This window comes from Streptomyces asiaticus, assembly GCF_018138715.1.
Taxonomy (GTDB): domain Bacteria; phylum Actinomycetota; class Actinomycetes; order Streptomycetales; family Streptomycetaceae; genus Streptomyces; species Streptomyces asiaticus.
Genome location: NZ_JAGSHX010000006.1, coordinates 5,262,755 through 5,285,844, shown reverse-complemented (window position 1 = coordinate 5,285,844; position 23,090 = coordinate 5,262,755). Strand labels below are relative to the sequence as shown.

The following is a 23,090-nucleotide window of genomic DNA, read 5'->3' as shown; positions in this document are numbered from 1 at the left end:
CGGCCGGTCCCTGCCATGACAATGAGAGGGTGATCACGTCAACCGCGCGCGATGCGCGCACCGTGCGCGGCCCGCAGCGGCGGGGCGGCGAGGCGACTCCGTATGTGGACCTGTCCCGTGCCGAGTGGAGTGCGCTGCGGGACAAGACGCCGCTGCCGCTGACCGCCGAAGAGGTCGAGAAGCTGCGGGGACTCGGCGACGTCATCGACCTCGATGAGGTGCGGGATGTCTATCTGCCGCTGTCCCGGCTGCTCAACCTCTACGTCGCCGCCACCGGCAATCTGCGCGGCGCGCTCAACACCTTCCTGGGCGACACCAAGCGGGGCAACGGGGCCCAGCCCGGTACGCCGTTCGTGATCGGCGTGGCGGGAAGCGTCGCGGTCGGCAAGTCGACCACCGCGCGGCTGCTCCAGGCGCTGCTGGCCCGCTGGCCCGAGCATCCGCGGGTGGAGCTGATCACCACCGACGGCTTTCTGTACCCCAACGACGAGCTGCGGCGCCGTGGGCTGATGTCCCGCAAGGGGTTCCCCGAGAGCTACGACCGCAGGTCGCTGACCCGCTTCGTCGCCGATGTGAAGGCGGGCCGGGCGGAGGTGTCGGCGCCGGTCTACTCCCACCTGATCTACGACATCGTGCCGGACGAGCGGCTGACCGTGCACCGCCCCGACATCCTCATCGTCGAGGGGCTCAATGTGCTCCAGCCCGCGCTGCCGGGCAAGGACGGGCTGACCCGGGTCGGGCTCGCGGACTTCTTCGACTTCAGCGTGTACGTGGACGCCCGGACCGAGGACATCGAGCGCTGGTACCTGGGCCGCTTCAAGAAGCTGCGGGAGACGGCCTTCCAGGACCCGTCCTCGTACTTCCGCAAGTACACCCAGGTCTCGGAGGAGGAGGCGCTGGACTACGGGCGGATGATCTGGCGGACCATCAACAAGCCCAACCTGAAGCAGAATGTGCAGCCCACGCGGGGGCGGGCCACGCTTGTGCTCCGCAAGGGGCCGGATCACAAGGTGCAGCGGCTGTCCCTGCGCAAGCTGTGAGGAGCGCCGGGCCATGCTGCACGTGAGGCTGATCGTCCCCGCCGACCGCACCGAGGACGTGGTGCGCACGATCGAGAAGACGGTCGGCACCACCCATCTGGTGGTGCTGCCGGGCGCCGCCCGCAACCCCGCGGGGGACGTCGTCATGTGCGACGTGGCGCGCGAGGCCGGGGACGCCCTGCTGGGCGACCTGCGTGCGCTGGGTCTTGACGAGGCCGGTTCGATCGCGGTGGAGAACATCGACCTGTCGCTCTCCAAGCGCGCCGACAAGGCGGAGGAGGAGGCGCCCGGCGAGGGCGCGGACGCGGTCCTGTGGGAGCACCTGGCGGACGCCACCCACGAGGAGTCCACCCTCTCGGTGACCTATCTCGCCTTCCTCGTCATCGCGACGATGATCGCGGCATGCGGTGTGGTGCTGGACAACGCGATCCTGATCGTCGGTGCGATGGCGGTCGGCCCCGAGTTCGGACCGCTGGCCGGGGTGTGCACCGCGCTGGTGCGGCGCGCGCCGCGGCTGGCCGCCCGCTCGGCGATCGCGCTGCTGGTCGGGTTCGCGGCGGCGATGGCGCTGACCACCGGCTTCAGCATCGCGATGGACGCGGTGGGCCTCTTCGGCAAGGACATGCTGGAGCGTGCCCGGCCGAACACGGACTTCATCTGGAAGCCGGACATGTTCTCGTTCGTGGTCGCCGTGCTCGCGGGGATCGCCGGAACGCTGTCGCTGACCTCGGCGAAGTCCGGCGCGCTGGTGGGCGTGGCGATCTCGGTGACCACGGTGCCGGCGGCGGCCAACGCGGCGGTGGCGCTCGGGTACGGGGAGATCGACCAGATGTGGGGCTCGACGGAGCAGCTGCTGCTGAATCTGGTGGGGATCGTGGTGGCGGGGACGTTGACGCTGCTGGCGCAGAAGGCGTTGTGGGGGCGGCGGGGGTAGGTTCCCCCACCCCGCCCCTTCCCCGCGGCGTCGATATGCGGCTCCGCCGCGTGGCGGGGCCCGGCCCCGGCCCCCGCTGGGGCTCCGCCCCAGACCCCGTTTCGGGGGCTCCGCCCCCGGACCCCCGCCGGGGCTCCGCCCCTGGACCCCGCTCCTCAATCTCCCCCAGCTACCGCTGGGAGGTGCCCCCTGGAGGGGCTGGAAAATCCAGCCCCTCCGGCGATTGAGGGTCCCAGTGGAGAGACCAGGACCGAGGCTCCCTCGGGCTCGGAGAGAGGCCCTAGCCCAGAGCCGACTTCACCGCGTCCGCCAGGCGGCCGGCGACCGAGCGGGCCTGCTCGATGTCGGCGGCCTCGACCATGACCCGCACCAGCGGCTCCGTGCCCGAGGGGCGGAGCAGGACCCGGCCGGTCTCGCCCAGCTCGCGCTCGGCCTCGGCGACGGCCGCGGCCACGTCCGCGCTGGAGGCGACCCGGGACTTGTCCACGTCGGGGACGTTGACCAGCACCTGCGGCAGCCGCTCCATGACGGCCGCGAGGTCGGCCAGGGTGCGGCCGGTCGCGGCGACGCGGGCCGTCAGCAGCAGACCGGTGAGGGTGCCGTCACCCGTCGTGGCGTGGTCGAGGACGATCACGTGCCCGGACTGCTCGCCGCCCAGGGCGTAGCCGTGGGACTTCATCTCCTCCAGCACATAGCGGTCCCCGACCGCCGTCTGGACCAGCTCGACCCCCTCCCGCTTCATGGCCAGCTTGAAGCCGAGGTTGGACATCACGGTGCCGACCACCGTGTCCCCGCGCAGCTCGCCCGCCTCGCGCATGGCCAGGGCCAGGACGGCGAGGATCTGGTCGCCGTCGACCTCGCGGCCCGCCGCGTCCACCGCGAGACAGCGGTCGGCGTCCCCGTCGTGGGCGATGCCGAGGTCGGCCCGGTGCTCCACGACGGACGCCTGGAGGCGGGCGAGGTGGGTGGAGCCGTAGCCGTCGTTGATGTTGAGCCCGTCCGGGTCGGTGCCGATCGTCACGACCTCGGCCCCGGCCCGCGCGAACGCCTCCGGGGAGACCCGGGCGGCCGCGCCGTGCGCCCCGTCGATGACGACCTTGAGGCCGTCGAGCCGGTTGGGGAGGACGCCGACCAGATGGGCCACATAGGCGTCGAAGCCCTCGTCGTAGTCCCGGACCCGGCCCACCCCCGTGCCCGTCGGCCGGTCCCACGGCTCACCGGAGGCGTGGGACCGGTAGGTGGTCTCGATGCGGTCCTCCAGCTCGTCGGCCAGCTTGTGGCCGCCGCGGGCGAAGAACTTGACGCCGTTGTCGGGCATCGGGTTGTGGCTCGCGGAGAGCATCACCCCGAGGTCCGCGTCCAGCGCCCCGGTCAGATGCGCGACGGCCGGCGTGGGCAGCACGCCGACCCGCAGTACGTCCACCCCGGCACTGGCCAGCCCCGCCACCACGGCCGCCTCCAGGAACTCCCCGGACGCTCGCGGGTCCCGCCCGACCACCGCCACCGGCCGATGGCCCTCGAAGGTTCCCGCCTCGGCGAGCACATGCGCCGCCGCTACCGACAGACCGAGCGCCATCTCAGCCGTCAGATCGGCGTTCGCGACGCCGCGCACACCATCCGTACCGAAGAGTCGTCCCACTGGTGTCCTCCGAAGTTACGAGCTGGGGAGCAGAAGCTTGCTTGTAGGTATACGCCCCCCGGTGGCGATAGCCGAACGCCCCGGAGGCACAGGTGGTGCCGCCGGGGCGTTCGGGTGAAGCAGCGGTGCCGCGATGGGCGTCAGCGCTTGCTGTACTGCGGCGCCTTGCGGGCCTTCTTCAGACCGGCCTTCTTACGCTCGGTGGCGCGGTCGTCACGGGTCAGGAAGCCGGCCTTCTTGAGGGGGCCGCGGTTGTTGTCCACGTCCGCCTCGTTCAGCGCCCGGGCGATGCCCAGACGCAGCGCCCCGGCCTGGCCGGAGACGCCGCCGCCCGAGATGCGGGCGATGACGTCGTAGCGGTCGTCCAGCTCGAGCACCTTGAAGGGCTCGTTGACTTCCTGCTGGTGGACCTTGTTGGGGAAGTACTCTTCGAGAGTACGACCGTTGATCTTCCACTGCCCGCTGCCCGGCACGATGCGGACACGCGCCACGGCGTTCTTGCGGCGCCCGGTGCCGGCGGCAGGCTGCGGGTCACCGAAGCGGGAAGCGAGCGACTCGGAGGTGTACTCCGACTCGACCGTCTCAACGCTCTCGGTGGTGTACTCCTCGACATCGAGGGGGGTCTCGGCGGTGGTCTCGGCCACGATGCTCCTCAGATTCTCTTCGTCGTAAGGGGTGGCCGGGACTACTGCGCGACCTGGGTGATCTCGAACGGAACCGGCTGCTGAGCGGCGTGCGGGTGCTGGTCGCCCGAGTACACCTTCAGCTTCGAGAGCATCTGACGGCCCAGGGTGTTCTTGGGGAGCATGCCCTTGATGGCCTTCTCGACGGCCTTCTCCGGGTTCTTCTCCAGCAGCTCGTCGTAGCGGATGGAGCGCAGACCACCCGGGTAGCCGGAGTGGCGGTACGCCATCTTCTGGGTCCGCTTGTTGCCGGAGAGGTGCACCTTGTCGGCGTTGATGATGATGACGAAGTCACCAGCGTCGACATGCGGCGCGTACACCGGCTTGTGCTTGCCCCGCAAAAGGGTGGCGGCCTGGGTGGCCAGACGGCCCAGAACCACGTCGGTGGCGTCGATGACATGCCACTGACGCTGAACGTCGCCGGGCTTGGGGCTGTACGTACGCACGGTCGTAGCCTTCGCTTCTTCAGTGAGTGAAGTCTCCCCGGGCCCGCGAGGGCCGGGATGACAGGTCCGGACAAGGCCACCCGGACGATCACGACAGCCGTGGCCGCACCTCGGTGACGCATGCCGAGTGCTTGCCGCTGGTCATCGGCCCGGTGGACCGGCGTAACGGCCTCTCACGTGAGAACGAGCAAGCCAATACGCATAACGAACTGGCAGAATACCGGCCCGCCCCCACCCGGGTCAAAACGCCCCCGCGCCGCCGCGGACCCGCCCGCGGCCCATTCGGGGCTGGGGCCCCGGCCGAGCCCGGGCGCCTCGAGCGGGCCCGGCCACCGGCCGGAGGCGCCTGCCCGCAGGGGGGGGCACTGGGAGCCCCCCGCGCCGATCGCGGCATCAGAGCCTCCCACCCTCGTGCGCCAGGGCGCGAGGCGAAAGGGGGCGGGGCGCCCACCCACGCCAGCCAAGGCGCCCACCCACGCCAGCCAAAACGCCCCCGCGCCGCCGCGCACTCGGCCGTGCGCCGCGTCGGGGCCGGGGCCCCCGCCGAGCCCTTGCGCGTCACACGGGGTCCGGCCGCCGCCGGGGGCTTCGCCGCGCGTCCGGCCGCGCGCCGCGATTCGGACCGGGGCACCGGCCGCCGGCGGCTTCGCCGGACGCCCGGCTGTGGCCCGGGTTCGGCCCGGGGCACCGGCCGCGTGGGGGTGGGGCGCAAGAGGGACCCGCCGGCGGGTCCATCCTGTCACTCGGCCGGTCTAAGATGCGCGCCATGAGCTTTGGGCAAGGGGGGCCTTACGGGCCCGGGGGTTCTCAGGCGCCTCAGCCGTCGACGCCGGACTGGGCGGCGCTCGCCGATCAGTCCGCCGCGCGCAACCGCCGCCGCAAGTTGCTCTTCATCGGGGGCGGGGCGCTGGCGACGGCGGCCGTCGCCGCGATCGTCGCCACCGCCGTGGTCAGCAGCGGGCACAAGGACAACGGGGGCGGCGATTCGGCCGGTGGGCTGCCGACCCCGCCGGACCTGCCCAGCGAGTCGGCGACGCCCGAGCCGACCTTCTCCAATGTGGCCCCGCCCGCGCCGCCGAAGCCGCTGGACATCATCTCCAGCGCCCGGCGGGACAAGGCGCCGCTGAGCGCGGCCGGCCTCTTCCCCGACAAGCGCGCCACGAAGGACGACCGGTCGTACACCAAGGCGGCGTCCGCCTCGACCACCAGCTGCTCGGCCGCGACCCAGGGGGCGCTCGGCCCGGTCCTGGTGAACAACGGCTGCCGCAAGCTGCTGCGGGCCACCTTCACCCGGGACGGCGTCGCGGTGACGATCGGTGTCGCCGTCTTCGACGGCAAGGCGGCGGCCGAGAAGGCCAAGGACGGGTACAAGCCGAACATCGCCTCGCTCTCGGGCGGGGGCGTGCCGACCTTCTGCCGCCGGACGGCCTGCCAGAGCTCGGCGAACGCGATCGGGCGGTACGCCTACTTCACGATCTCCGGCTATACGTCGGGGAAGGCGGTCACGTCGTCGGACACCGCCACCCTCCAGGCCGGCCGCGATGTGGCCGACTACACCTTCCGCCAGATCCTGGCCAGGGGCAACGCCCAGGCGTCGGCGGAGGCCGCCTCGGCCGCCTCCGCCACCAACTGAGACCGGGCCGCGGGCGGAAGGCCCGGGCCCGCCGGGCTCAGGACGCGGCGCCCTTCGTGGCCTTCGCCACCTTCGCCACCTGGGCGTCCACCAGCGCGGCCGGGATCTCGGACTTCGCGGGGTCGGCGATGTTCACCCCGAAGAACACCGTCACCTGCGGCCCGGTCCGCACGACCGTGAACTTGATGACGGCCTTCTCCTTGCCCGCGTCATGCAGGCTGAAGGACACCGCCTCGTCCCCGGCCTTCGGCGCGTCCAGCGGTGTCACCTTCTTGACGTCCGCCTTCCCGCCCGAGCCGTCCTCGGCGGGGAAGCCGCCCTGACAGGCGGTGACGGCCTCGCGCAGGTCCTTCACCGTGCGCTCGGCGTCGCCCGGTCCGTAGGAGGAGATCCGGATCAGGCCGGTGGAGCCGACCTTCGCCTTGGTGAGGTCGGTGGCGTAGGCGCGGTGGACGCTGGCCTTGGGCGCCGGGTCGTACCGGCTCCCCATCAGCGCGGCCATCGGTCGGCACGCGGCCTTGCCGGTCTTGGCCGAGCCGCCCTCGCCGACCTCCTTGTCCGTCATCTTCTGCACCTCGAGCCCCTTGACCTCGCCATTGGTCAGGGCGGCCCGCTCCAGGGCGGACGCGGACAGCGGCTTCGCGTCCTGGCCGGAGCCCGCGGCCTTGTCCCCCTGCGAAGCGCCGTCGCCCTGCTCGGCGCTGCCCGCCTGCTTGGCGCCGTCCGCCTTGCCGTCGCCGGAGTCGCTGCCGCATCCGGTCATCAGCCCGAGCGCCGCCACCACCGCGATGGCCGCACCCACGGTCCGCTTCGCACCGGAGTCGTTCATTTCTCTGTCCACCCCTGGTCGGTATCGGGCCCGTACGGCCACCGCACGGACATCCCGCAGACTCCCAGACCCCGGGGAAGGTTGTAATCCCTTTTCCGAATGTGGTGGATCCCATATCACCACACGCATAAGCAACCTTCGCGGCCCCAGCCAGTCTTACGGACCGATCAATCCTTACTGGTTCCATACCGGCATCACACCGGCCCCATATCGGCGCAATGCAGCCTGGCTCGGAACCAGAACGAAGCACGGCCTCGGAGGGGAGGGCACGTCGCGGCAGTTCAGCCCTGCCGCGCGTACATCACCATGAAGATTTCTTTCCTGCTCCACAACGCCTATGGCATCGGCGGAACCATCCGGTCGACCTTCAATGTGGCCGGGGCGCTCGCCGCCCACCACACCGTGGAGATCGTCTCCCTGATCCGCACCATCGACACCCCGAACCTCCCCCTGCACCCCGCCGTGCGGCTCAGCCCCCTGATCGATCTGCGCCCCCACGAGGACCGGCCCCACGCCGGGCGCCGCGCCGCCGACCTCGGCCATCCGCTGCTGACCCGGCCCAGCGCCCACATCCCCGCCGCCGAGGCCAAGGGCACCACCAACTTCAACGCGCTCACCGACGAACGCGTCGCCGAGTACCTCGACCGCACCGACGCCGATGTCGTCATCGCCACCCGCCCCGGACTGGTCATCTACCTCGCCGCGCTCGGCCGATCCGGCCGCTTTCTGCGGATCGGCCAGGAGCACCGCCTCCACGGCACCCACCGCGCCGAGATCCGCGCCGCCTGCGACGCCGCGATCCCCCACCTCGACGCGTACACCTCCGTCTCCGAGGCCGACGCGGCCACCCACCGGGCCCATCTCCCCGGTGTCACCACCCGGCTGACCGCCCTGCCCAACGGGGTGCCCGCCACCGGGATCGAGCCCTCCGACGGCCGCGCCAAACTCGTCGTGGCCGCGGGCCGGCTGATCCCCGTCAAGCGCTACGACCTGCTGGTGGCCGCCTGGGAAAAGGTGGCCGCCAAACACCCCGACTGGCGGTTGCGCATCTACGGCCGCGGCCCCCAACTCCCCTCCCTGCGCCGCCAGATCGACGAGCTCGGGCTGGCCGATCACATCACCCTGATGGGCGCCTACTCCCCCATCGAGACCGAGTGGGCCAAGGGCGCGATCGCCGCCGTCACCTCCCGCGAGGAGTCGTTCGGCATGACGATCGTCGAGGCGATGCACTGCGGGGTGCCCGTGGTCGCCACCGACTGCCCGCACGGTCCGGGCGAGATCATCACCGATGGCCGGGACGGACTGCTGGTGCCGGTCGGCGACGCGGACGGGATCGCCAAGGGGCTGCTGACCCTGATCGAGGACGACGAACTGCGCCGCTCGATGGGCGCGGCGGCCCGGATCGCGGCGCAGCGATACGCACCCGAGCGCGTGGCGGCCAGTTACGAGCGACTGATCGAGGAGCTCCACACCGCCCGCGGCGCCGCGGCCCCGGCCCACCGGCGCCGGGTGGCCGCGCCCTTGCTGGCCCGGTCGGCCGGAGCGCCGCTGACCGGCACCCTCAAGGGCGCGGTCAAGCAGCTGATCCGCAAACCCCTGCGGCCCGTCGCGTCCTGCCGGGTCACCGCCGAGGGCAATCTGGCGGTGCTGCTGGAGCCCGCCGGTCTGCACGGCGGCGGGCTCGAACTGACCGTCACCCGCCGCAAGAGCGACGAGCCCCCGTTCCACGTACCGCTGCTGCCCCCGGTCGGCGGCGCGCCGTCCGCGCCCTGGACGGCCACGCTCGACCGGGCGACGCTCGACCTCGACGAGGGCCGCTGGGATCTGCATGTGGTCCGCCCCTCCGACGGGGTGCGCCGCCGGGTCGGCTGCCGCTTCGCCGAGGGGCGCGGGCTGCTGGACCTGGAGCCGCTGCCCGGCTCCCCGTTCACCTGGTGGATCCCGTACCCCACCGTCGACGGCTATCTCGCGCTGCGCGCCTGGCGGCGCCCGGCCCACGCCGAGGCCCGGGTGATCCGCCTGGACGCCGAGGGGATCGCCGTCGAAGGGACCCTGCACGGGGCGCGGTTCGGGCCCGACGCCGCGCCGACCGCGGTGGCCACCCCGTCCAAGGGCCCGGCCCGCCCGTTTCTCACCGGGGTCACGGCGCTCGACGGCGGACGGTTCCGCTTCACCGTCCCGTACGAGCGGATCCGGGAGGCCCGTGACGGCGAAGGGGACGCCGCCGGCTGGACCCTGACGCTCCATAAGTCAGCCCGGGGCGGGACCCCGATCCGGGTCGGACGCATCGTCGGCGACATCGTGGACCGCGACAAAACGGACCTCTTTCCGATCACTCACGGTGTTCGCCCCCACCTCACCCGCACCGGTGACCTCGCCATCATCTCCGTCACCACAGGGAATTGAGGGACTCGGTCCAAAGGTGCCGTGTTTGCCGCCCAGATCACCGGTAACACTCGGTGATACCAGCCTCGAGCGAGGAAAATCTCTGCGGAAGGCACAGCGATGTCAACTGTCACGCTCATCATCCTGCTGGCGGCACTGGCCGCCATCGCCGGTCTTGTGATCGCCCCCTCGGTGCGGCAGGGCCGCAAGGGCGAGCTGCCGGTCCGAAGCCTGCCCTCGGAAGCCAGGGAGCAGTACGCGGCACGGTGGGCGGGCTTGCAGGAGCGGTTCGTGGACTCCCCCGGATGGGCCCTGCACGAAGCCGACCGGCTGCTGGGCGCGTTGGCCGTGGACCGCGGCTATCCGGCCGAGTCCGAGGAGAAGCGGATGGACGCGCTGTCCGTCCGTCACCCCGAGGAGATCGAGGGCTACCGCCGGCTGCACGCCATGGCGGCGCGGGTGCACGAGGGCGAGACGGCCACGGAGCGGATGCGGGAGGCGCTGGTCGCGGCGCGTCCCCTGTTCGAGCAGCTGGTCCGTGCCCAGCCGCACGACGAGCGCCCGCTCCCGCCTCCGGTCCCCCGTCAGCGGGACCTCCGGCGGGGCCGTATCCCGCGGCAGCGCCTCGGCCCGGCCGCCGATCACTGACCGGTGAGCCGCACCGCCAGCGCGAGGGTGTCATCCGGATGCAGGATCACCGTGTGCATATCCTCCGCGATGGCGCCGGGGACCTCCTCCGTCGGGCTCCGCAGATGCTTGTGCGCGGCCTCGATCAGGCGCTTCTCGCCCTCGATCGGGTCCCGGCGGCTCTCGGTGAGACCGTCGGTGTAGAGCAGGAGGAGGTCCCCGGGGGCCAGCCGCTCGGTCAGCGGGGTCTCGCTGCCGGGCAGCGGAAAGCCGATCCCCCGCCCCCGGGCCTCCAGATACCGGGCCGTCCCGTCGCGGCGCAGCAGCAGCGCCGGCGGATGGCTCCCATTGGCCAGCCACAGCTCACCGGAGGCCGGATCGATCCGGGCGAGCTGCACGGTGGCCATCACGGATCGGTCGAAGGGGCGCAGGATCTCGTCGGTGCGGCCCACGATCGACTCGAGCCGGTGGCCCTCCAGGGCCAGGGTGCGCACCGCGTGGGTGACGTTGAGCGCGCTGCGCGTACTGGTCACCCCATGGCCCAGGGCGTCCACGATGGTGATGTGGACGGTGCCGTCGGGCAGCACGAACCAGTCGTACAGATCCCCGCCGGTCGGCGCGTCGGTGCCGGCCGGTTCGTAGTGCACGGCGAGTTCGAGACCGTCGGCCTTGATGGGCGCCGGGCGCAGCGCGTCCTCCAGCTCCCGCAGGGTCTGGCCGTGCGCGGTGCGCAACTGCTTGTCCCGCTCGTCGAGCTGGACGTAGAGGGCGAGCACCCCGCTGTTGGTCTCCGCGAGTTCGTCCTTGAGCCGGCGGTGCTCGGAGGTGAGGGCGTCGGCGGCGGCCACGACCGCGCGCAGCTCCTCCGCGGCCAGGGCGTCCTCGCCGGGCGCCTCGCCCGCGGCGTCGGATGGGGGTGACGCCGGGAGGCGCCAGACCACCTCGCCCTCGGTCACCTCGTCGGGGGCCATCGGGAGGTCCCCCGCCACCGGACCGGTATCGCCCGGGGTCCGCAAGCCCACCGTGAGCAGCCCCTCGGCCGGGTCGTACGCCCATGTGAGGCCCGTCTCCCGCCCGGCCCGCAGCGCCGCCCCGGCGGCCTCGGCGGCGGACAGCACAAGGCGCGCCCGGACCGCGGGGTCCAGGGCGTGCTCCCGGGCCAGCGCCCGAACGGCCCGACTGAGCCCCGCCGTCGTGGCGCAGGTGAGGTTCCTCGTCGTCATGGAAGCCTTAAGGGGGACCTGGCCGCGAGCACCGTGGCGTCGTCGCGGACGCGGCGATGGCCATGGGCGAGTGCGGCGGACAACAGGGGCGGCGGGAGGCGGAGCACGGACGGGGGCGGGTCGAGCGACCAGCGGGCGTCGATGCCGTCGCTGTGCAGCACCGCCGTACCGCCCTGGGGCAGCGGGAAGTCGTGGACGCGGGGGGTGGGCATTCCCCAGCCGACGATACCGGGCTGCCCGATCAGCCGGTGCCGGACCCTGTCGTGGGTCAGGGCGAGGGCGCGGATGTTGCCGATACCGCAGTAGTCGGCGTGTTCGGCGTACAGCCGCAGCACGCCCACGGCGGCCCCCCGGGTGTGCCGCAGAGCCCGGTTCATCCGGGTGAGCACCTCCGGCAGCGGCCGGTCGGGGTCGGCGTGGAAGGTCCGCAGCGCCGCCTGGGCCGCCTCGGCGGCCAGCTGGCCGTGGCCGAGACCGTCCAGGACGACCGCGGTGCGGGCGGAGTCCGTGTCGACGATCGCGCGGGCGTCGCCACAGCCCTCCTCCCCCTCTGCGGGCAGACAGACCGCGCCCACCCCCTGCCACTCCGGCCGCTGCTCGCCCGGCGCGGTGAGCCGGGCGCAGGCCCAGGTGCCCGCGTGGCTGCCGTCGGCGCTGCGCATCTGGAAGTGGGTCGCCATCCGCTTGACGGCGCCGAGCCCGACCCCCAGCGTTCCGGACGTGGTGTAGCCGTCCGCCAGACAGCGCTCGGGGTCGTGCATACCGGGGCCGCGGTCGGCGGTGAGGATCTCCACCCCGTGGCCCAGCGGCAGTGGCTGGACGTAGAGCGTGCCGTCGCTGGCGTGCTTGTCCAGGTTGGTCGCCAGCTCCGAGGCGATCACCGCCGCCTGGTCGGGCAGTGCCCCCGGCAGCTCGCACTCCCGGGCCACCCCACGCGCCGCCTCGGCGGCCAGATGCACGGCGCTGTGGTGGTCGACGCGCACCTCGACGGTGGGCGCCGTGAAGGTATCGGTCACCGGACCGTCCAGCGAGTGGCGACCACCACCGTGCCCTCACCCGGGCCGGTGCGCACCGAGAACTCGTCCATCAGCCGCCGGGCGCCGCCCAGCCCGTGGCCCAGGCCCGAGCCGGTGGTGAAGCCGTCGGTGAGCGCCACGTCGAGGTCGGCGATCCCCGGCCCCTCGTCCTTGACGATCAGCCGCAGCCCCCGCCGCCCCCGGGGATCGCGCGGATACTCCAGGGTCACCGTGCCGCCGCCCCCGTGGACATAGGCGTTACGGGCGAGTTCGCTGGCGGCCGTGACCACACGGGTCTGGTCCACCAGGCCGAAGCCCACCTCGACGGTGGCCGCGCGCACCGCGTGGCGGACCGTCAGCAGGTCCTCCTCCGTGCGCACCGGGTACGAGGCCGGCGCGGGCGGGCGCCGGCCATCGGACCGCGTGGACCTCTTGGTCCCGGGGGAGGCGAGGATGGAATCACCGGGGAGTGCCACGTCGGGCCCCTTCCAGGGGCTGTGGGGCCTGTCGCCACCCCAGCGCGGCCAAGCCCTGCTCCGGATTGAGTGCGGTCTCCACGCCGACGAGCTCGATCCCCAGCTCCACCAGGGTGATCGCCACCGGCGGTCGCATCCCGGCCACGATCACCCGCGCCCCCAGCAGCCGGGCCACCGTGGTCAGCTCCATCAGCGTCCGGGCCACGAAGGAGTCGATGACCTCCAGCCGGGAGATGTCGATGAGCACCCCGCGGGCGCCCTCGGCCGAGATCCGCTCGGTCAGCTCCTCGGTGAAGGCGATGGCGGTCCGGTCGTCGAGCTCATTGAGCAGGCCGGTGACCAGGACGTCGCCCAGTCGCAGAATCGGAACGCCGGGCGAGCGATGACCGGTCATCGACCGTCTCCTTCATCACCGTCGGGCCCCGGCCCGTCGATCAGCTTGATCGCGGCGGCCAGCGCGTCGGCCAGCGTCGCCCGCGTGAGGATGGTGGACAGATCGATGCCGAGCTGGGCGATGGTCTGGGCGATCGAGGGGCGCACCCCGCTGATCACACAGTCCGCGCCCATCAGCCGCACCGCGTTCACGGTCTGCATCAGATGCTGGGCGACGGCGGTGTCCACCGTCGGCACACCCGTGATGTCGATGATCGCGACCAGCGCCTCATGGTCCTGGATGGCCTGGAGCAGATTCTCCATCACCACCTGGGTCCGGGCGGTGTCCAGCGTGCCGATCAGCGGCACGGCCAGCACCTGCCGCCACAGCCGCACCACCGGCGTCGACTGCTCCATCAGCTGCTGGCTCTGCCGGCGGATGATCTCCTCCCGGCCCTCCACATACGTCTCGAAGGACAGCGCCCCCGCCACATCGAGCAGCCGGTTCATGAAGACGGCCGAGGCGAACAGCTCCTCGGCATCCCGGGTGTCCCGCTGCACCGCCTTCAGCAGCGCCTCCTTGAGCGCCAGCACCGCGAGCGCGGTCGCCGTCGGGGTGGCACCGGCCCGCGCCCGGCGCATCGAAAGCCCGACCACGGCCTCGTGCAGCCCCGGGCTGGAGGTCACCACGCGGTCCACCGGCACACCGCTCTGGAGCCCCGGGACCAGCGCCTCGATCAAGGCGTCGGCCTCCTCGCGGAGTTCGGCCTCCCCGATGTCGGTGTCGAGCAGGGCCTGCTCCATCTGCAGCTCGACCCAGCGATCGGCGATCTCCTCGCCGCGTTCATGGAGCGCCCTGGTCAGGCGCTCTCGCACAGCGGCCTCGCTGGTAGTCACGCGGTTCCCTTCGCGGTCGGCGACCGTTGTCGGTTGGCAAATTTTATCGATCTTCCGGGGGCCCCGGAAGCCGCATCATGCCGATCACCGCCCCGCCGTGACCTGTTCTCGTCCCGCCATCCGCACACGATGCGCGTAGCGAGTACCCCGTGATCGCCCGCCCACACCCACCCCACACCTCAGCAGCAGCCGGAACCGATCGCCGTCGCGCCGGGCAGGGAGCGCTTGTTGCGGGACTCGCGGTTACGGGCCGCGAGTTGGTCGTCGGCCGGGTAGCCGACCTCCTCCAGGGTCAGGCCATGGGGGCGTACGACATGGACGGCGGAGTCGCGCAGCCCGGCCGAGAGCACCTTGGCGGGCCAGTCCGGGGGACGGTGCCCGTCGCCGACGAAGAGCAGCGCGCCCACCAGCGAGCGCACCATGTTGTGGCAGAAGGCGTCCGCCCGCACCGTGGCCGTGATCACGCCGTCCGCCCCGCGCACCCAGTCCAGCCGCTGGAGGGTGCGGATGGTGGTGGCGCCGTCGCGCTTCTTGCAGTACGCGGCGAAGTCGTGCTCGCCCAGGAGCCGTATCGAGGCCGCGTTCATGGCGTCCACGTCCAACGGCCAGTCGTGCCACAGCACATGGCCGCGCAGCAGCGGATCGACCCCGCCGGGGTGGTCGGTGACCCGGTAGGCGTAGCGCCGCCAGATCGCGGAGAAGCGGGCGTTGAACCCGGACGGGGCCTCGGCGACCCGCCAGACCCGTACGTCATGGGGCAGCCGGCCGGCCAGCCGCCGCAGCAGCTTGTCCCGGTGCTCGGCCCACAGCGCCTCGGGCAGATCCACGTGCGCCACCTGGCCGCGGGCGTGGACCCCCGCGTCGGTGCGGCCCGCGACGGTCAGCTCGAAGGTCTCCGCGGAGCGCGTCACCGTCCGCAGCGCGCTCTCCAGCTCGCCCTGTACGGTGCGCCGCTCGCGCTGCTTGGCCCAGCCCGAGAAGTCCTTGCCGTCGTAACTCAGATCCAGCCGGACCCGTACGAAACCGGGCGCCGCCTCGTCACTCACCCAACCGTTCCTCTCCATGCGGAACGGGCCCGCTCCCAGGATCTGGGGGCGGGCCCGTCCGTACGACGAAAGCCGTCGGGACGCCTCAGGCGTCCTTCGACTCCTCGGCCTCGGCCTCGGCCGGAGCCTCGGTGGCCTCGGCAGCCGGGGTCTCCTTCTTGAGGTCCGCGGCGGCCTGGTCACCGGCAGCGTCCTTGGCGGTCCGCTTGGTGGCGGCCTCGGCCTCGCCGACCGCCTCCTGCTGCACGGTCAGCGCCTCGACCAGCTCGATGACCGCCATCGGGGCGTTGTCGCCACGACGGTTACCGATCTTGGTGATGCGGGTGTAGCCACCCGGCCGGTTCTCGTAGCGCGGCCCGATCTCGGTGAAGAGAGTGTGCACGACGCTCTTGTCACGGATGGTCTGGAGCACCAGACGGCGGTTGTGAAGGTCGCCCTTCTTCGCCTTGGTGACCAGCTTCTCCGCGACCGGGCGCAGGCGGCGGGCCTTTGCCTCGGTGGTGGTGATCCGGCCGTGCTCGAACAGCGCGGTGGCGAGGTTCGCCAGCAGGAGCCGCTCGTGCGCAGCGCTGCCGCCCAGACGGGCGCCCTTGGTGGGCTTCGGCATTGGTGTATCTCCTAGGTGTCTGCACCGGCCGTATCAGGTACCGGTGTCAGTGAACAAAATCCAGCCCGTCCGGCGATTGAGGACAAGACCTCAACCACAGCGGACCAGCAGGTTCTAGTACTGCTCGGTCTCGACGAAACCGGCGTCCGCGTCGTCGTCGGCGCCGAAGGCGTCCGCCGCGGCGGTCGGGTCGAATCCGGGCGGGCTGTCCTTGAGCGCGAGGCCCATACCGGCCAGCTTCGCCTTGACCTCGTCGATCGACTTGGCGCCGAAGTTCCGGATGTCGAGCAGGTCCGCCTCGGACCGCGCCACGAGCTCACCCACGGAGTGGATGCCCTCGCGCTTGAGGCAGTTGTACGAACGAACGGTGAGCTCGAGCTCCTCGATCGGCAGCGCCAGGTCGGCGGCGAGGGCGGCGTCCGTCGGGGACGGGCCCATGTCGATGCCCTCGGCGTCCACGTTCAGCTCGCGGGCCAGGCCGAACAGCTCGACCAGGGTCTTACCGGCCGACGCCATGGCGTCACGCGGCCGCATGGCCTGCTTGGTCTCGACGTCGACGATCAGCTTGTCGAAGTCGGTGCGCTGCTCGACACGGGTCGCCTCGACCTTGTAGGTGACCTTGAGCACCGGCGAGTAGATCGAGTCGACCGGGATCCGGCCGATCTCCTGGCCGACCTGCTTGTTCTGCACGGCGGAGACATAGCCGCGACCGCGCTCGACGGTCAGCTCCATCTCCAGCTTGCCCTTGCCGTTCAGCGTGGCCAGGACCAGGTCGGGGTTGTGCACCTCGACACCGGCCGGCGGCGCGATGTCGGCGGCGGTGACCAGACCCGGGCCCTGCTTGCGCAGGTACATCACGACCGGCTCGTCGTGCTCCGAGGAGACGACCAGCTGCTTGATGTTGAGGATCAGGTCGGTGACGTCCTCCTTGACGCCCGGCACGGTGGTGAACTCGTGCAGGACCCCGTCGATCCGGATGGACGTGACCGCCGCACCGGGGATCGAGGAGAGGAGCGTACGACGCAGGGAGTTTCCGAGGGTGTAGCCGAAGCCCGGCTCCAGCGGCTCGATCACGAACCGGGAGCGGAACTCGTCGACGACCTCTTCGGTCAACGAGGGACGCTGAGCGATCAGCATGGAATTGCCTCCAGTCTTCGGCGCCCGCTATTTGACGCCGAACCCTTCAATGATACGGGCGGTACGCACCGAACGGCGCGTACCGCCCGTAATCGCCTAGGTCTACTACTTCGAGTAGAGCTCGACGATGAGCTGCTCCTGCACCTGGGTGTCGATCACCTGGCGCTCGGGCATGGAGTGCACGAGGATCCGCAGCTGCGACGGAATGGCCTCCAGCCACGCCGGCACGGTGCGCTCGCCGGCCTCGGCCTGAGCCACCTGGAAGGGGGTCAGGGTCCGGGACTTCGGACGGACCTCGATGATGTCGTTCACGGTGACCCGGGCCGACGGGATGTCGGTCTTGACACCGTTCACGTTGATGTGGCCGTGGCGGACCAGCTGACGGGCGTGGTCGCGGGACTTGGCGAAGCCGGCCCGGTAGACCACGTTGTCGAGTCGGGTCTCGAGGATGCGAAGAAGGTTCTCACCGGTCTTGCCGGACTTCTTGTTCGCCTCCGCGTAGTAACCACGGAACTGCTTCTCAAGGACACCGTAGATGCGGGTCGCCTTCTGCTTCTCACGGAGCTGAAGGAGGTACTCGCTGTCCTTGGTGCGCCCGCGACCGTGCTCACCCGGGGGGTAAGGACGGATCTCGATCGGGCACTTCGCGCTCTCGCACTTGCTCCCCTTGAGGAAGAGCTTCTGCTTCTCCCGACGGCAACGCTTGCAGTCGGCCCCGGTGTAACGCGCCATTGTTTCTGTTGTCTCCTACTTCAGCCGGTCAGACACGCCGACGCTTGGGCGGGCGGCATCCGTTGTGCGGAGTCGGAGTGACGTCCTGGATCGAGCCCACCTCCAGGCCGGTGGCCTGGAGCGAGCGGATCGCGGTCTCACGGCCGGAGCCCGGACCCTTGACGAACACGTCGACCTTGCGCATGCCGTGCTCCTGCGCGCGGCGGGCGGCCGACTCGGCGGCCATCTGCGCGGCGAACGGAGTGGACTTGCGCGAGCCCTTGAAGCCGACGTGGCCGGCCGAGGCCCAAGAGATCACGTTCCCGGTCGGGTCCGTGATCGAGACGATGGTGTTGTTGAACGTGCTCTTGATGTGAGCGTGCCCGTGGGCGACGTTCTTCTTCTCCTTGCGGCGCACCTTCTTGGCGCCGGCCGTCCTGCTCTTCGGAGGCATTCTCGAAATCTCCCGTGGAGGTGGTCGGTCCTACAGCTCGGACCGCTTGTCAGCGTCCGGTGCGGACTACTTCTTGCCCGGCTTCTTCTTGCCGGCGATCGCGCGACGCGGGCCCTTGCGGGTGCGGGCGTTGGTCGACGTGCGCTGGCCGTGGACCGGAAGGCCGCGGCGGTGGCGCAGACCCTGGTAGCAGCCGATCTCGACCTTGCGGCGGATGTCGGCCTGGATCTCGCGACGGAGGTCACCCTCGGTCTTGATGTTGTTGTCCACGTACTCGCGGATCTTGACCAGGTCCTCTTCGCCCAGGTCGCGAACGCGGGTGTCCGGGTTCACACCGGTGTTGGCGAGCGTCTGCTGGGCAAGGGTGCGACCGATGCCGAAGACGTAGGTGAGGGCGACCTCGACGCGCTTTTCGCGCGGGAGATCAACGCCTGCGAGGCGTGCCATGAATCTGGCTCCAGATGGTTGTCGGAGGTCTTCCGCAGCACCACTCCCGGCCGCCGTACGGGACGGCTCCCGGGTCCCCGGCCTCCGACCGGGGGTGTCGTCCCCGCGAGGCGGGAACGGGTGACTGCGTATGTACGCAAAGTTATGACGTCGCGCGAAGATACTGCGAGTGGTGCAGGATTTCGGCCGGTGTGCGTCAGCCCTGGCGCTGCTTGTGGCGCAGGTTGTCGCAGATGACCATGACCCGGCCGTGGCGGCGGATCACCTTGCACTTGTCGCAGATCTTCTTGACGCTCGGCTTGACCTTCATGGGTGTGAGGTTCTCCGGGTCGTGAGATCTACTTGTAGCGGTAGACGATCCGTCCGCGCGTGAGGTCGTACGGAGACAGCTCCACGACCACCCGGTCATCGGGCAGGATGCGGATGTAGTGCATACGCATCTTGCCGCTGATGTGCGCGAGGACCTTGTGACCGTTCTGAAGCTCCACCTTGAACATCGCGTTCGGCAGAGACTCGATCACGGTGCCCTCGATTTCGATGGCGCCTTGCTTCTTGGCCATGTCCTGCTTTCGGGATCGGCTACCTTGATCGGCTCGCGGCATGCGGGAGGGCAGGCGAGAGCCGACGTGTCAGTCTACGTCAGGGCATCCCGAAACACGAATCCGGGGCATCATGCCCCGATTTTGAGATCTTTATGCCCATGGAGATCTCGGACGGAGATCGTCAGGCCAGCGGGTCGGGCGCGGCCTCCACGCCCAGCTCGGCCAGCTTGGCCTTGCCGCCGTCCACGGCGGTCAGCACCAGCGGGCCCTCCTCGGTCAGCGCGACCGAGTGCTCCCAGTGGCTGGACCAGGTGCCGTCGTCCGTCTTGACCGTCCAGTCGTCGGCCAGCACATGCGTCTTCGCGGTGCCCAGGCTCACCATGGGCTCGATCGCGATGCAGAAGCCGGAGACCAGCCGGGGGCCCTTGCCGCGCTTCTTGGAGACGTAGTTCAGCAGATGCGGGTCCATGTGCATCTGGGTGCCGATGCCGTGGCCGCCGTAGTCCTCGATGATCCCGTACTTGCCGGAGGCCGGGCGGGGCTGGCGGCGGATGTAGCCCTCGATCGCCTTGGAGATGTCGACCAGCCGGTTGCCCTTGCGGACCGCCGCGATCCCGGCCCACATCGACTCCTCGGTGACCCGGCTCAGCTCGTACAGCTCCGGGGCGTGACCGGTGCCGACGAAGGCGGTGAAGGCGGCGTCGCCGTGCCAGCCGTCCACGATCGCGCCCGCGTCGATGGAGATGATGTCGCCGTCCTTGAGGACGGTCTCCCGGTCCGGGATGCCATGCACCACGATGTCGTTCACCGAGGTGCAGATGGTGGCGGGGAAGCCGCCGTACCCCAGGAAGTTCGACTTGGCGCCGTGGTCGGCGATGACCTTACGGGCGACGTCGTCCAGGTCCTTGGTGCTGGCGCCGGGGACGGCCGCCGCCCGCGTCGCCTCGTGGATGGCGGCGACGACCAGTCCCGCCTCACGCATCTTCGCGATCTGCTCGGGGGTCTTGATCTCCACCATGGGGGTGCCTTCCGGGTCAGTCTCTGGGTGCCGGTCCGTGCCGTGACGTATCTGCTCAACAGTACGGCCGCGACGCCCCGGCGGGGCATCGCGGCCGGTGACAGCTTGCGATCGCTAGGCCGCCTTGGCGGCCAGGGCGTCCATCGCCCGCTGGGTGACCTCGGACACCTTGCCCAGCGCCGAGATCGTCACGACCAGGCCCTTGGCCTTGTAGTAGTCGATGATCGGCTCGGTCTCCCGGTGGTAGACCTCGAGGCGCTTGCGGACCGTCTCCTCGCTGTCGTCCTCGCGCTGGTACAGCTCGCCGCCGCAGACGTCGCACACGCCCGGGACCTTCGGCGGCTTGTACTCCACATGGAAGGTGTGCGAGCTGTCATTGCGGCAGGTACGACGGCCGGCGATGCGCTTGATCACCTCGGACTCGGGGACCTCCAGGTCCAGCACCGCGTCCAGCGAGACACCGCGCTGCCCCAGGTAGGCGTCCAGGGCCTCGGCCTGGACCTGGTTCCTCGGGAACCCGTCCAGCAGGAAGCCCTGCTGCGCGTCCTCCTGGTCCAGCCGGTCCTCCGCCATGGCGATGGTGACCTCGTCCGGTACCAGTTGTCCGGCCCGCATGTACTCCTGTGCCTGCTTGCCGAGGGGGGTGCCCTGGCTGATGTTCGCGCGGAACAGGTCGCCGGTGGAGATATGCGGGATCGACAGCTTCTCGGCGAGGTACGCGGCCTGCGTACCCTTGCCGGCTCCCGGAGGCCCGACGAGGACGATTCGCATCAGCGGAGGAACCCTTCGTAGTGTCGCTGCTGAAGCTGGCTCTCGATCTGCTTCACAGTCTCCAGGCCGACACCCACGATGATCAGGATGCTCGTGCCGCCGAACGGGAAGTTCTGATTGGCGTTGAGCGTCACCAGCGCCACCGTGGGCACCAGGGCGATCAAGCCCAGATAGAGCGCACCGGGCCACGTGATGCGGTTCAGCACGTAGCTCAGGTACTCCGCGGTGGGACGACCAGCCCGGATACCCGGGATGAACCCACCATACTTCTTCATGTTGTCGGCAACTTCTTCGGGGTTGAAGCTGATGGCGACATAGAAGAATGCGAAGAAGACGATCAGCAGGAAGTACGTGGCGATGTAGATCGGGTGGTCGCCCTTGACGAAGTTCTGCGAGATCCAGGTCGCCCAGCCGGCCTTCGAATTGGAGAACTGGACGATCAGCGCCGGGATGTACAGCAGCGATGAGGCGAAGATCACGGGGATCACACCCGCCTGGTTCACCTTCATCGGGATGTAGGTGGACGTACCGCCGTACGAGCGACGGCCGATCATGCGTTTGGCGTATTGCACGGGGATTCGGCGCTGGGCCTGCTCGACGAAGACCACCAGGCCGACCATGGCCAGACCACAGAGGATCACCAGGCCGAACTCCAGCCAGCCGTCCATGATCTTGCCCTGCTGCTTGATGCTCCACATCGCGCTCGGGAAACCGGCGGCGATGGAGACGAACATCAGGATCGACATGCCGTTGCCGATGCCGCGGTCGGTGACCAGCTCACCGAGCCACATGATCAGCGCGGTGCCCGCGGTCATCGTGATGACCATCACGGCGGTGGTGAAGATCGAGTCGTCCCTGACGATCTGACCGCCGACCGGGCAGCTCTGGAAGAGCGAGCCGCTGCGGGCGGTGGCCACCAGGCCGGTGCCCTGGAGGATCGCCAGCGCGATGGTCAGATAGCGGGTGTACTGCGTGATCTTCCCTTGACCGGCCTGGCCCTCCTTCTTGAGGGCCTCAAGGCGCGGGATCACCACGGTCAGCAGCTGGAGGATGATGCTCGCCGTGATGTACGGCATGATCCCTAGCGCGAAGATGGTGATCTGGAGCAGTGCGCCACCACTGAACATGTTGACCAGGCCGAACAGCCCCTGCTGGCCCTTGGCGAGGTCCATGCACGTCTGGACGTTCTTGTAGTCGATGCCCGGGATCGGGATATGTTGCCCGAGCCGGAAGAGCACGATGATGCCCAGCGTGAACAGCAGCTTCTTGCGCAGGTCGGGCGTCTTGAACGCCCGGGCGAACGCGGTGAGCACGGTGCCTCCTGCGCCCCCCGCGTCGCTTCGCGAGAGGTGACGGTCTTGAGGATCGACGGATACTTATCAGCCAGGACCCGCGCGGAGACGTACCGCGCGGAAGGTAACAACGCCAGCCACCTTACCGGCGACCCGGCCCCGCTTGGAACGACCAACCGGGGATGCCCCGTATCTGGGGCACCCCCGGTCAGAAACGCACCGTGCTCAGACGAGCTCGGTGACGGTGCCACCGGCGGCGGTGATCTTCTCCTTGGCGGAGCCGGAGACGGCGTCGACCGTCACCTGGAGCGCCACGGAGACCTCACCGGAGCCCAGCACCTTGACGAGCTGGTTCTTGCGAACCGCACCCTTGGCGACCAGGTCGGCCACCGTGACCTCGCCACCCTCGGGGTAGAGCGCGGCCAGCTTGTCCAGGTTCACGACCTGGTACTCGGTGCGGAACGGGTTCTTGAAGCCCTTGAGCTTCGGGAGCCGCATGTGGAGGGGCATCTGCCCACCCTCGAAGCGCTCCGGAACCTGGTAGCGGGCCTTGGTGCCCTTGGTGCCACGACCAGCGGTCTTACCCTTGGACGCCTCACCACGACCGACACGGGTCTTGGCGGTCTTGGCGCCCGGGGCGGGCCGGAGGTTGTGGACCTTCAGCGGGTTGTTCTCCGCCATGTCAGTCGACCTCCTCGACCGTCACGAGGTGCCGCACGGTCTGCGCCATGCCGCGGAACTCGGGGCGGTCCTCCTTGACGACCACGTCGCCGAGCTTCTTCAGCCCGAGCGAACGCAGAGTGTCGCGGTGGTTCTGCTTGCTGCCGATGTACGACTTCGTCTGCGTGATCTTGAGGCGGGCCAT

27 protein-coding genes are annotated in these 23,090 nt (G+C 70.3%); 5 read left to right on the top strand and 22 right to left on the bottom strand.

The annotated features are described in order from the left end of the window. The first annotated feature begins 62 nt into the window (after positions 1-62). Both coaA and KHP12_RS30010 read left to right on the top strand, forming a co-directional pair. Positions 63-1,040 (top strand): type I pantothenate kinase, encoded by a 978-nt coding sequence (gene coaA, locus KHP12_RS30015; protein ID WP_086884559.1) that lies wholly within the window; start codon positions 63-65, stop codon positions 1,038-1,040. A gap of 13 nt (positions 1,041-1,053) precedes the next feature. Continuing rightward, entirely contained in the window at positions 1,054-1,974 is a 921-nt protein-coding gene (locus KHP12_RS30010) for a DUF389 domain-containing protein (RefSeq protein ID WP_211833920.1), read from the top strand. A 280-nt stretch (positions 1,975-2,254) separates the two neighbouring features. Here the strand turns inward: KHP12_RS30010 and glmM are convergent, their stop codons facing one another. The 3 genes from glmM to rplM form a co-directional block, all read right to left on the bottom strand. After that, positions 2,255-3,613, bottom strand: coding sequence for a phosphoglucosamine mutase (gene glmM, locus KHP12_RS30005; RefSeq protein WP_086885859.1), 1,359 nt, complete (start codon positions 3,611-3,613; stop codon positions 2,255-2,257). Between the two features lie 140 nt (positions 3,614-3,753). Continuing rightward, entirely contained in the window at positions 3,754-4,257 is a 504-nt protein-coding gene (gene rpsI, locus KHP12_RS30000) for a 30S ribosomal protein S9 (RefSeq protein WP_037952927.1), read from the bottom strand. Between the two features lie 41 nt (positions 4,258-4,298). After that, complete coding sequence (gene rplM / locus KHP12_RS29995; RefSeq protein WP_020869230.1) at positions 4,299-4,742, bottom strand: 50S ribosomal protein L13; 444 nt, start codon at positions 4,740-4,742, stop codon at positions 4,299-4,301. A gap of 766 nt (positions 4,743-5,508) precedes the next feature. On the opposite strand from rplM, the gene KHP12_RS29990 reads away from it, so the two are divergent. Further along, positions 5,509-6,375 (top strand): hypothetical protein, encoded by an 867-nt coding sequence (locus KHP12_RS29990; RefSeq protein WP_086886467.1) that lies wholly within the window; start codon positions 5,509-5,511, stop codon positions 6,373-6,375. 37 nt (positions 6,376-6,412) lie between these two features. Here the strand turns inward: KHP12_RS29990 and KHP12_RS29985 are convergent, their stop codons facing one another. Next, the gene (locus KHP12_RS29985; RefSeq protein WP_211833919.1) at positions 6,413-7,204 is read right to left on the bottom strand and encodes a hypothetical protein; all 792 of its coding nucleotides are present in this window, start codon (positions 7,202-7,204) and stop codon (positions 6,413-6,415) included. 306 nt (positions 7,205-7,510) lie between these two features. On the opposite strand from KHP12_RS29985, the gene KHP12_RS29980 reads away from it, so the two are divergent. Together KHP12_RS29980 and KHP12_RS29975 are read left to right on the top strand one after the other, a co-directional pair. Beyond that, entirely contained in the window at positions 7,511-9,610 is a 2,100-nt protein-coding gene (locus KHP12_RS29980; protein ID WP_210609676.1) for a glycosyltransferase family 4 protein, read from the top strand. Between the two features lie 99 nt (positions 9,611-9,709). Then, positions 9,710-10,237, top strand: a complete 528-nt coding sequence (locus KHP12_RS29975; protein WP_086880029.1) for a hypothetical protein — start codon at positions 9,710-9,712, stop codon at positions 10,235-10,237. Here the strand turns inward: KHP12_RS29975 and KHP12_RS29970 are convergent. From KHP12_RS29970 to rpmD, 18 genes are all read right to left on the bottom strand, one after another. Further along, positions 10,231-11,439, bottom strand: coding sequence for a PP2C family protein-serine/threonine phosphatase (locus KHP12_RS29970; protein WP_086880028.1), 1,209 nt, complete (start codon positions 11,437-11,439; stop codon positions 10,231-10,233). The two genes, KHP12_RS29975 and KHP12_RS29970, sit on opposite strands and share 7 nt — an antisense overlap. After that, entirely contained in the window at positions 11,436-12,455 is a 1,020-nt protein-coding gene (locus tag KHP12_RS29965) for a SpoIIE family protein phosphatase (RefSeq protein ID WP_086880027.1), read from the bottom strand. Before KHP12_RS29965 ends, KHP12_RS29970 begins: the two co-directional genes overlap by 4 nt. Further along, entirely contained in the window at positions 12,452-12,931 is a 480-nt protein-coding gene (locus tag KHP12_RS29960) for an anti-sigma regulatory factor (RefSeq protein WP_078559227.1), read from the bottom strand. Before KHP12_RS29960 ends, KHP12_RS29965 begins: the two co-directional genes overlap by 4 nt. Continuing rightward, positions 12,915-13,325, bottom strand: a complete 411-nt coding sequence (locus tag KHP12_RS29955; protein ID WP_086880026.1) for an STAS domain-containing protein — start codon at positions 13,323-13,325, stop codon at positions 12,915-12,917. Before KHP12_RS29955 ends, KHP12_RS29960 begins: the two co-directional genes overlap by 17 nt. Further along, a complete protein-coding gene (locus tag KHP12_RS29950) occupies positions 13,322-14,200 on the bottom strand; it encodes an STAS domain-containing protein (protein WP_086880025.1) in 879 nt (292 codons plus the stop codon). The genes KHP12_RS29955 and KHP12_RS29950 overlap by 4 nt, the downstream gene beginning before the upstream one ends. A gap of 179 nt (positions 14,201-14,379) precedes the next feature. Continuing rightward, the gene (gene truA, locus KHP12_RS29945) at positions 14,380-15,246 is read right to left on the bottom strand and encodes a tRNA pseudouridine(38-40) synthase TruA (RefSeq protein ID WP_086880024.1); all 867 of its coding nucleotides are present in this window, start codon (positions 15,244-15,246) and stop codon (positions 14,380-14,382) included. 85 nt (positions 15,247-15,331) lie between these two features. Beyond that, positions 15,332-15,853 (bottom strand): 50S ribosomal protein L17, encoded by a 522-nt coding sequence (gene rplQ, locus KHP12_RS29940; RefSeq protein ID WP_086880023.1) that lies wholly within the window; start codon positions 15,851-15,853, stop codon positions 15,332-15,334. 114 nt (positions 15,854-15,967) lie between these two features. Next, entirely contained in the window at positions 15,968-16,990 is a 1,023-nt protein-coding gene (locus KHP12_RS29935) for a DNA-directed RNA polymerase subunit alpha (RefSeq protein WP_009715858.1), read from the bottom strand. A gap of 105 nt (positions 16,991-17,095) precedes the next feature. Beyond that, entirely contained in the window at positions 17,096-17,722 is a 627-nt protein-coding gene (gene rpsD / locus KHP12_RS29930; protein ID WP_037952907.1) for a 30S ribosomal protein S4, read from the bottom strand. A gap of 28 nt (positions 17,723-17,750) precedes the next feature. Next, positions 17,751-18,155: a 30S ribosomal protein S11 gene (gene rpsK, locus KHP12_RS29925; protein ID WP_009715860.1), complete on the bottom strand. Its 405-nt coding sequence runs from the start codon at positions 18,153-18,155 to the stop codon at positions 17,751-17,753. 66 nt (positions 18,156-18,221) lie between these two features. Beyond that, entirely contained in the window at positions 18,222-18,602 is a 381-nt protein-coding gene (gene rpsM / locus KHP12_RS29920; RefSeq protein WP_014054183.1) for a 30S ribosomal protein S13, read from the bottom strand. A 196-nt stretch (positions 18,603-18,798) separates the two neighbouring features. Beyond that, positions 18,799-18,912, bottom strand: a complete 114-nt coding sequence (gene rpmJ, locus KHP12_RS29915) for a 50S ribosomal protein L36 (protein ID WP_003956441.1) — start codon at positions 18,910-18,912, stop codon at positions 18,799-18,801. A 28-nt stretch (positions 18,913-18,940) separates the two neighbouring features. Further along, positions 18,941-19,162, bottom strand: a complete 222-nt coding sequence (infA, locus tag KHP12_RS29910) for a translation initiation factor IF-1 (protein ID WP_003956442.1) — start codon at positions 19,160-19,162, stop codon at positions 18,941-18,943. A gap of 163 nt (positions 19,163-19,325) precedes the next feature. After that, positions 19,326-20,162: a type I methionyl aminopeptidase gene (gene map, locus KHP12_RS29905; RefSeq protein ID WP_086880021.1), complete on the bottom strand. Its 837-nt coding sequence runs from the start codon at positions 20,160-20,162 to the stop codon at positions 19,326-19,328. Positions 20,163-20,276: 114 nt separating this feature from the next. Continuing rightward, the gene (locus KHP12_RS29900; RefSeq protein ID WP_086880020.1) at positions 20,277-20,933 is read right to left on the bottom strand and encodes an adenylate kinase; all 657 of its coding nucleotides are present in this window, start codon (positions 20,931-20,933) and stop codon (positions 20,277-20,279) included. Further along, entirely contained in the window at positions 20,933-22,246 is a 1,314-nt protein-coding gene (gene secY / locus KHP12_RS29895) for a preprotein translocase subunit SecY (protein WP_020869246.1), read from the bottom strand. The genes KHP12_RS29900 and secY overlap by 1 nt, the downstream gene beginning before the upstream one ends. Positions 22,247-22,450: 204 nt before the next feature. Then, positions 22,451-22,906, bottom strand: a complete 456-nt coding sequence (rplO, locus tag KHP12_RS29890) for a 50S ribosomal protein L15 (RefSeq protein ID WP_051573167.1) — start codon at positions 22,904-22,906, stop codon at positions 22,451-22,453. A 1-nt stretch (position 22,907) separates the two neighbouring features. Further along, positions 22,908-23,090: a 50S ribosomal protein L30 gene (gene rpmD, locus KHP12_RS29885; RefSeq protein WP_037952898.1), complete on the bottom strand. Its 183-nt coding sequence runs from the start codon at positions 23,088-23,090 to the stop codon at positions 22,908-22,910.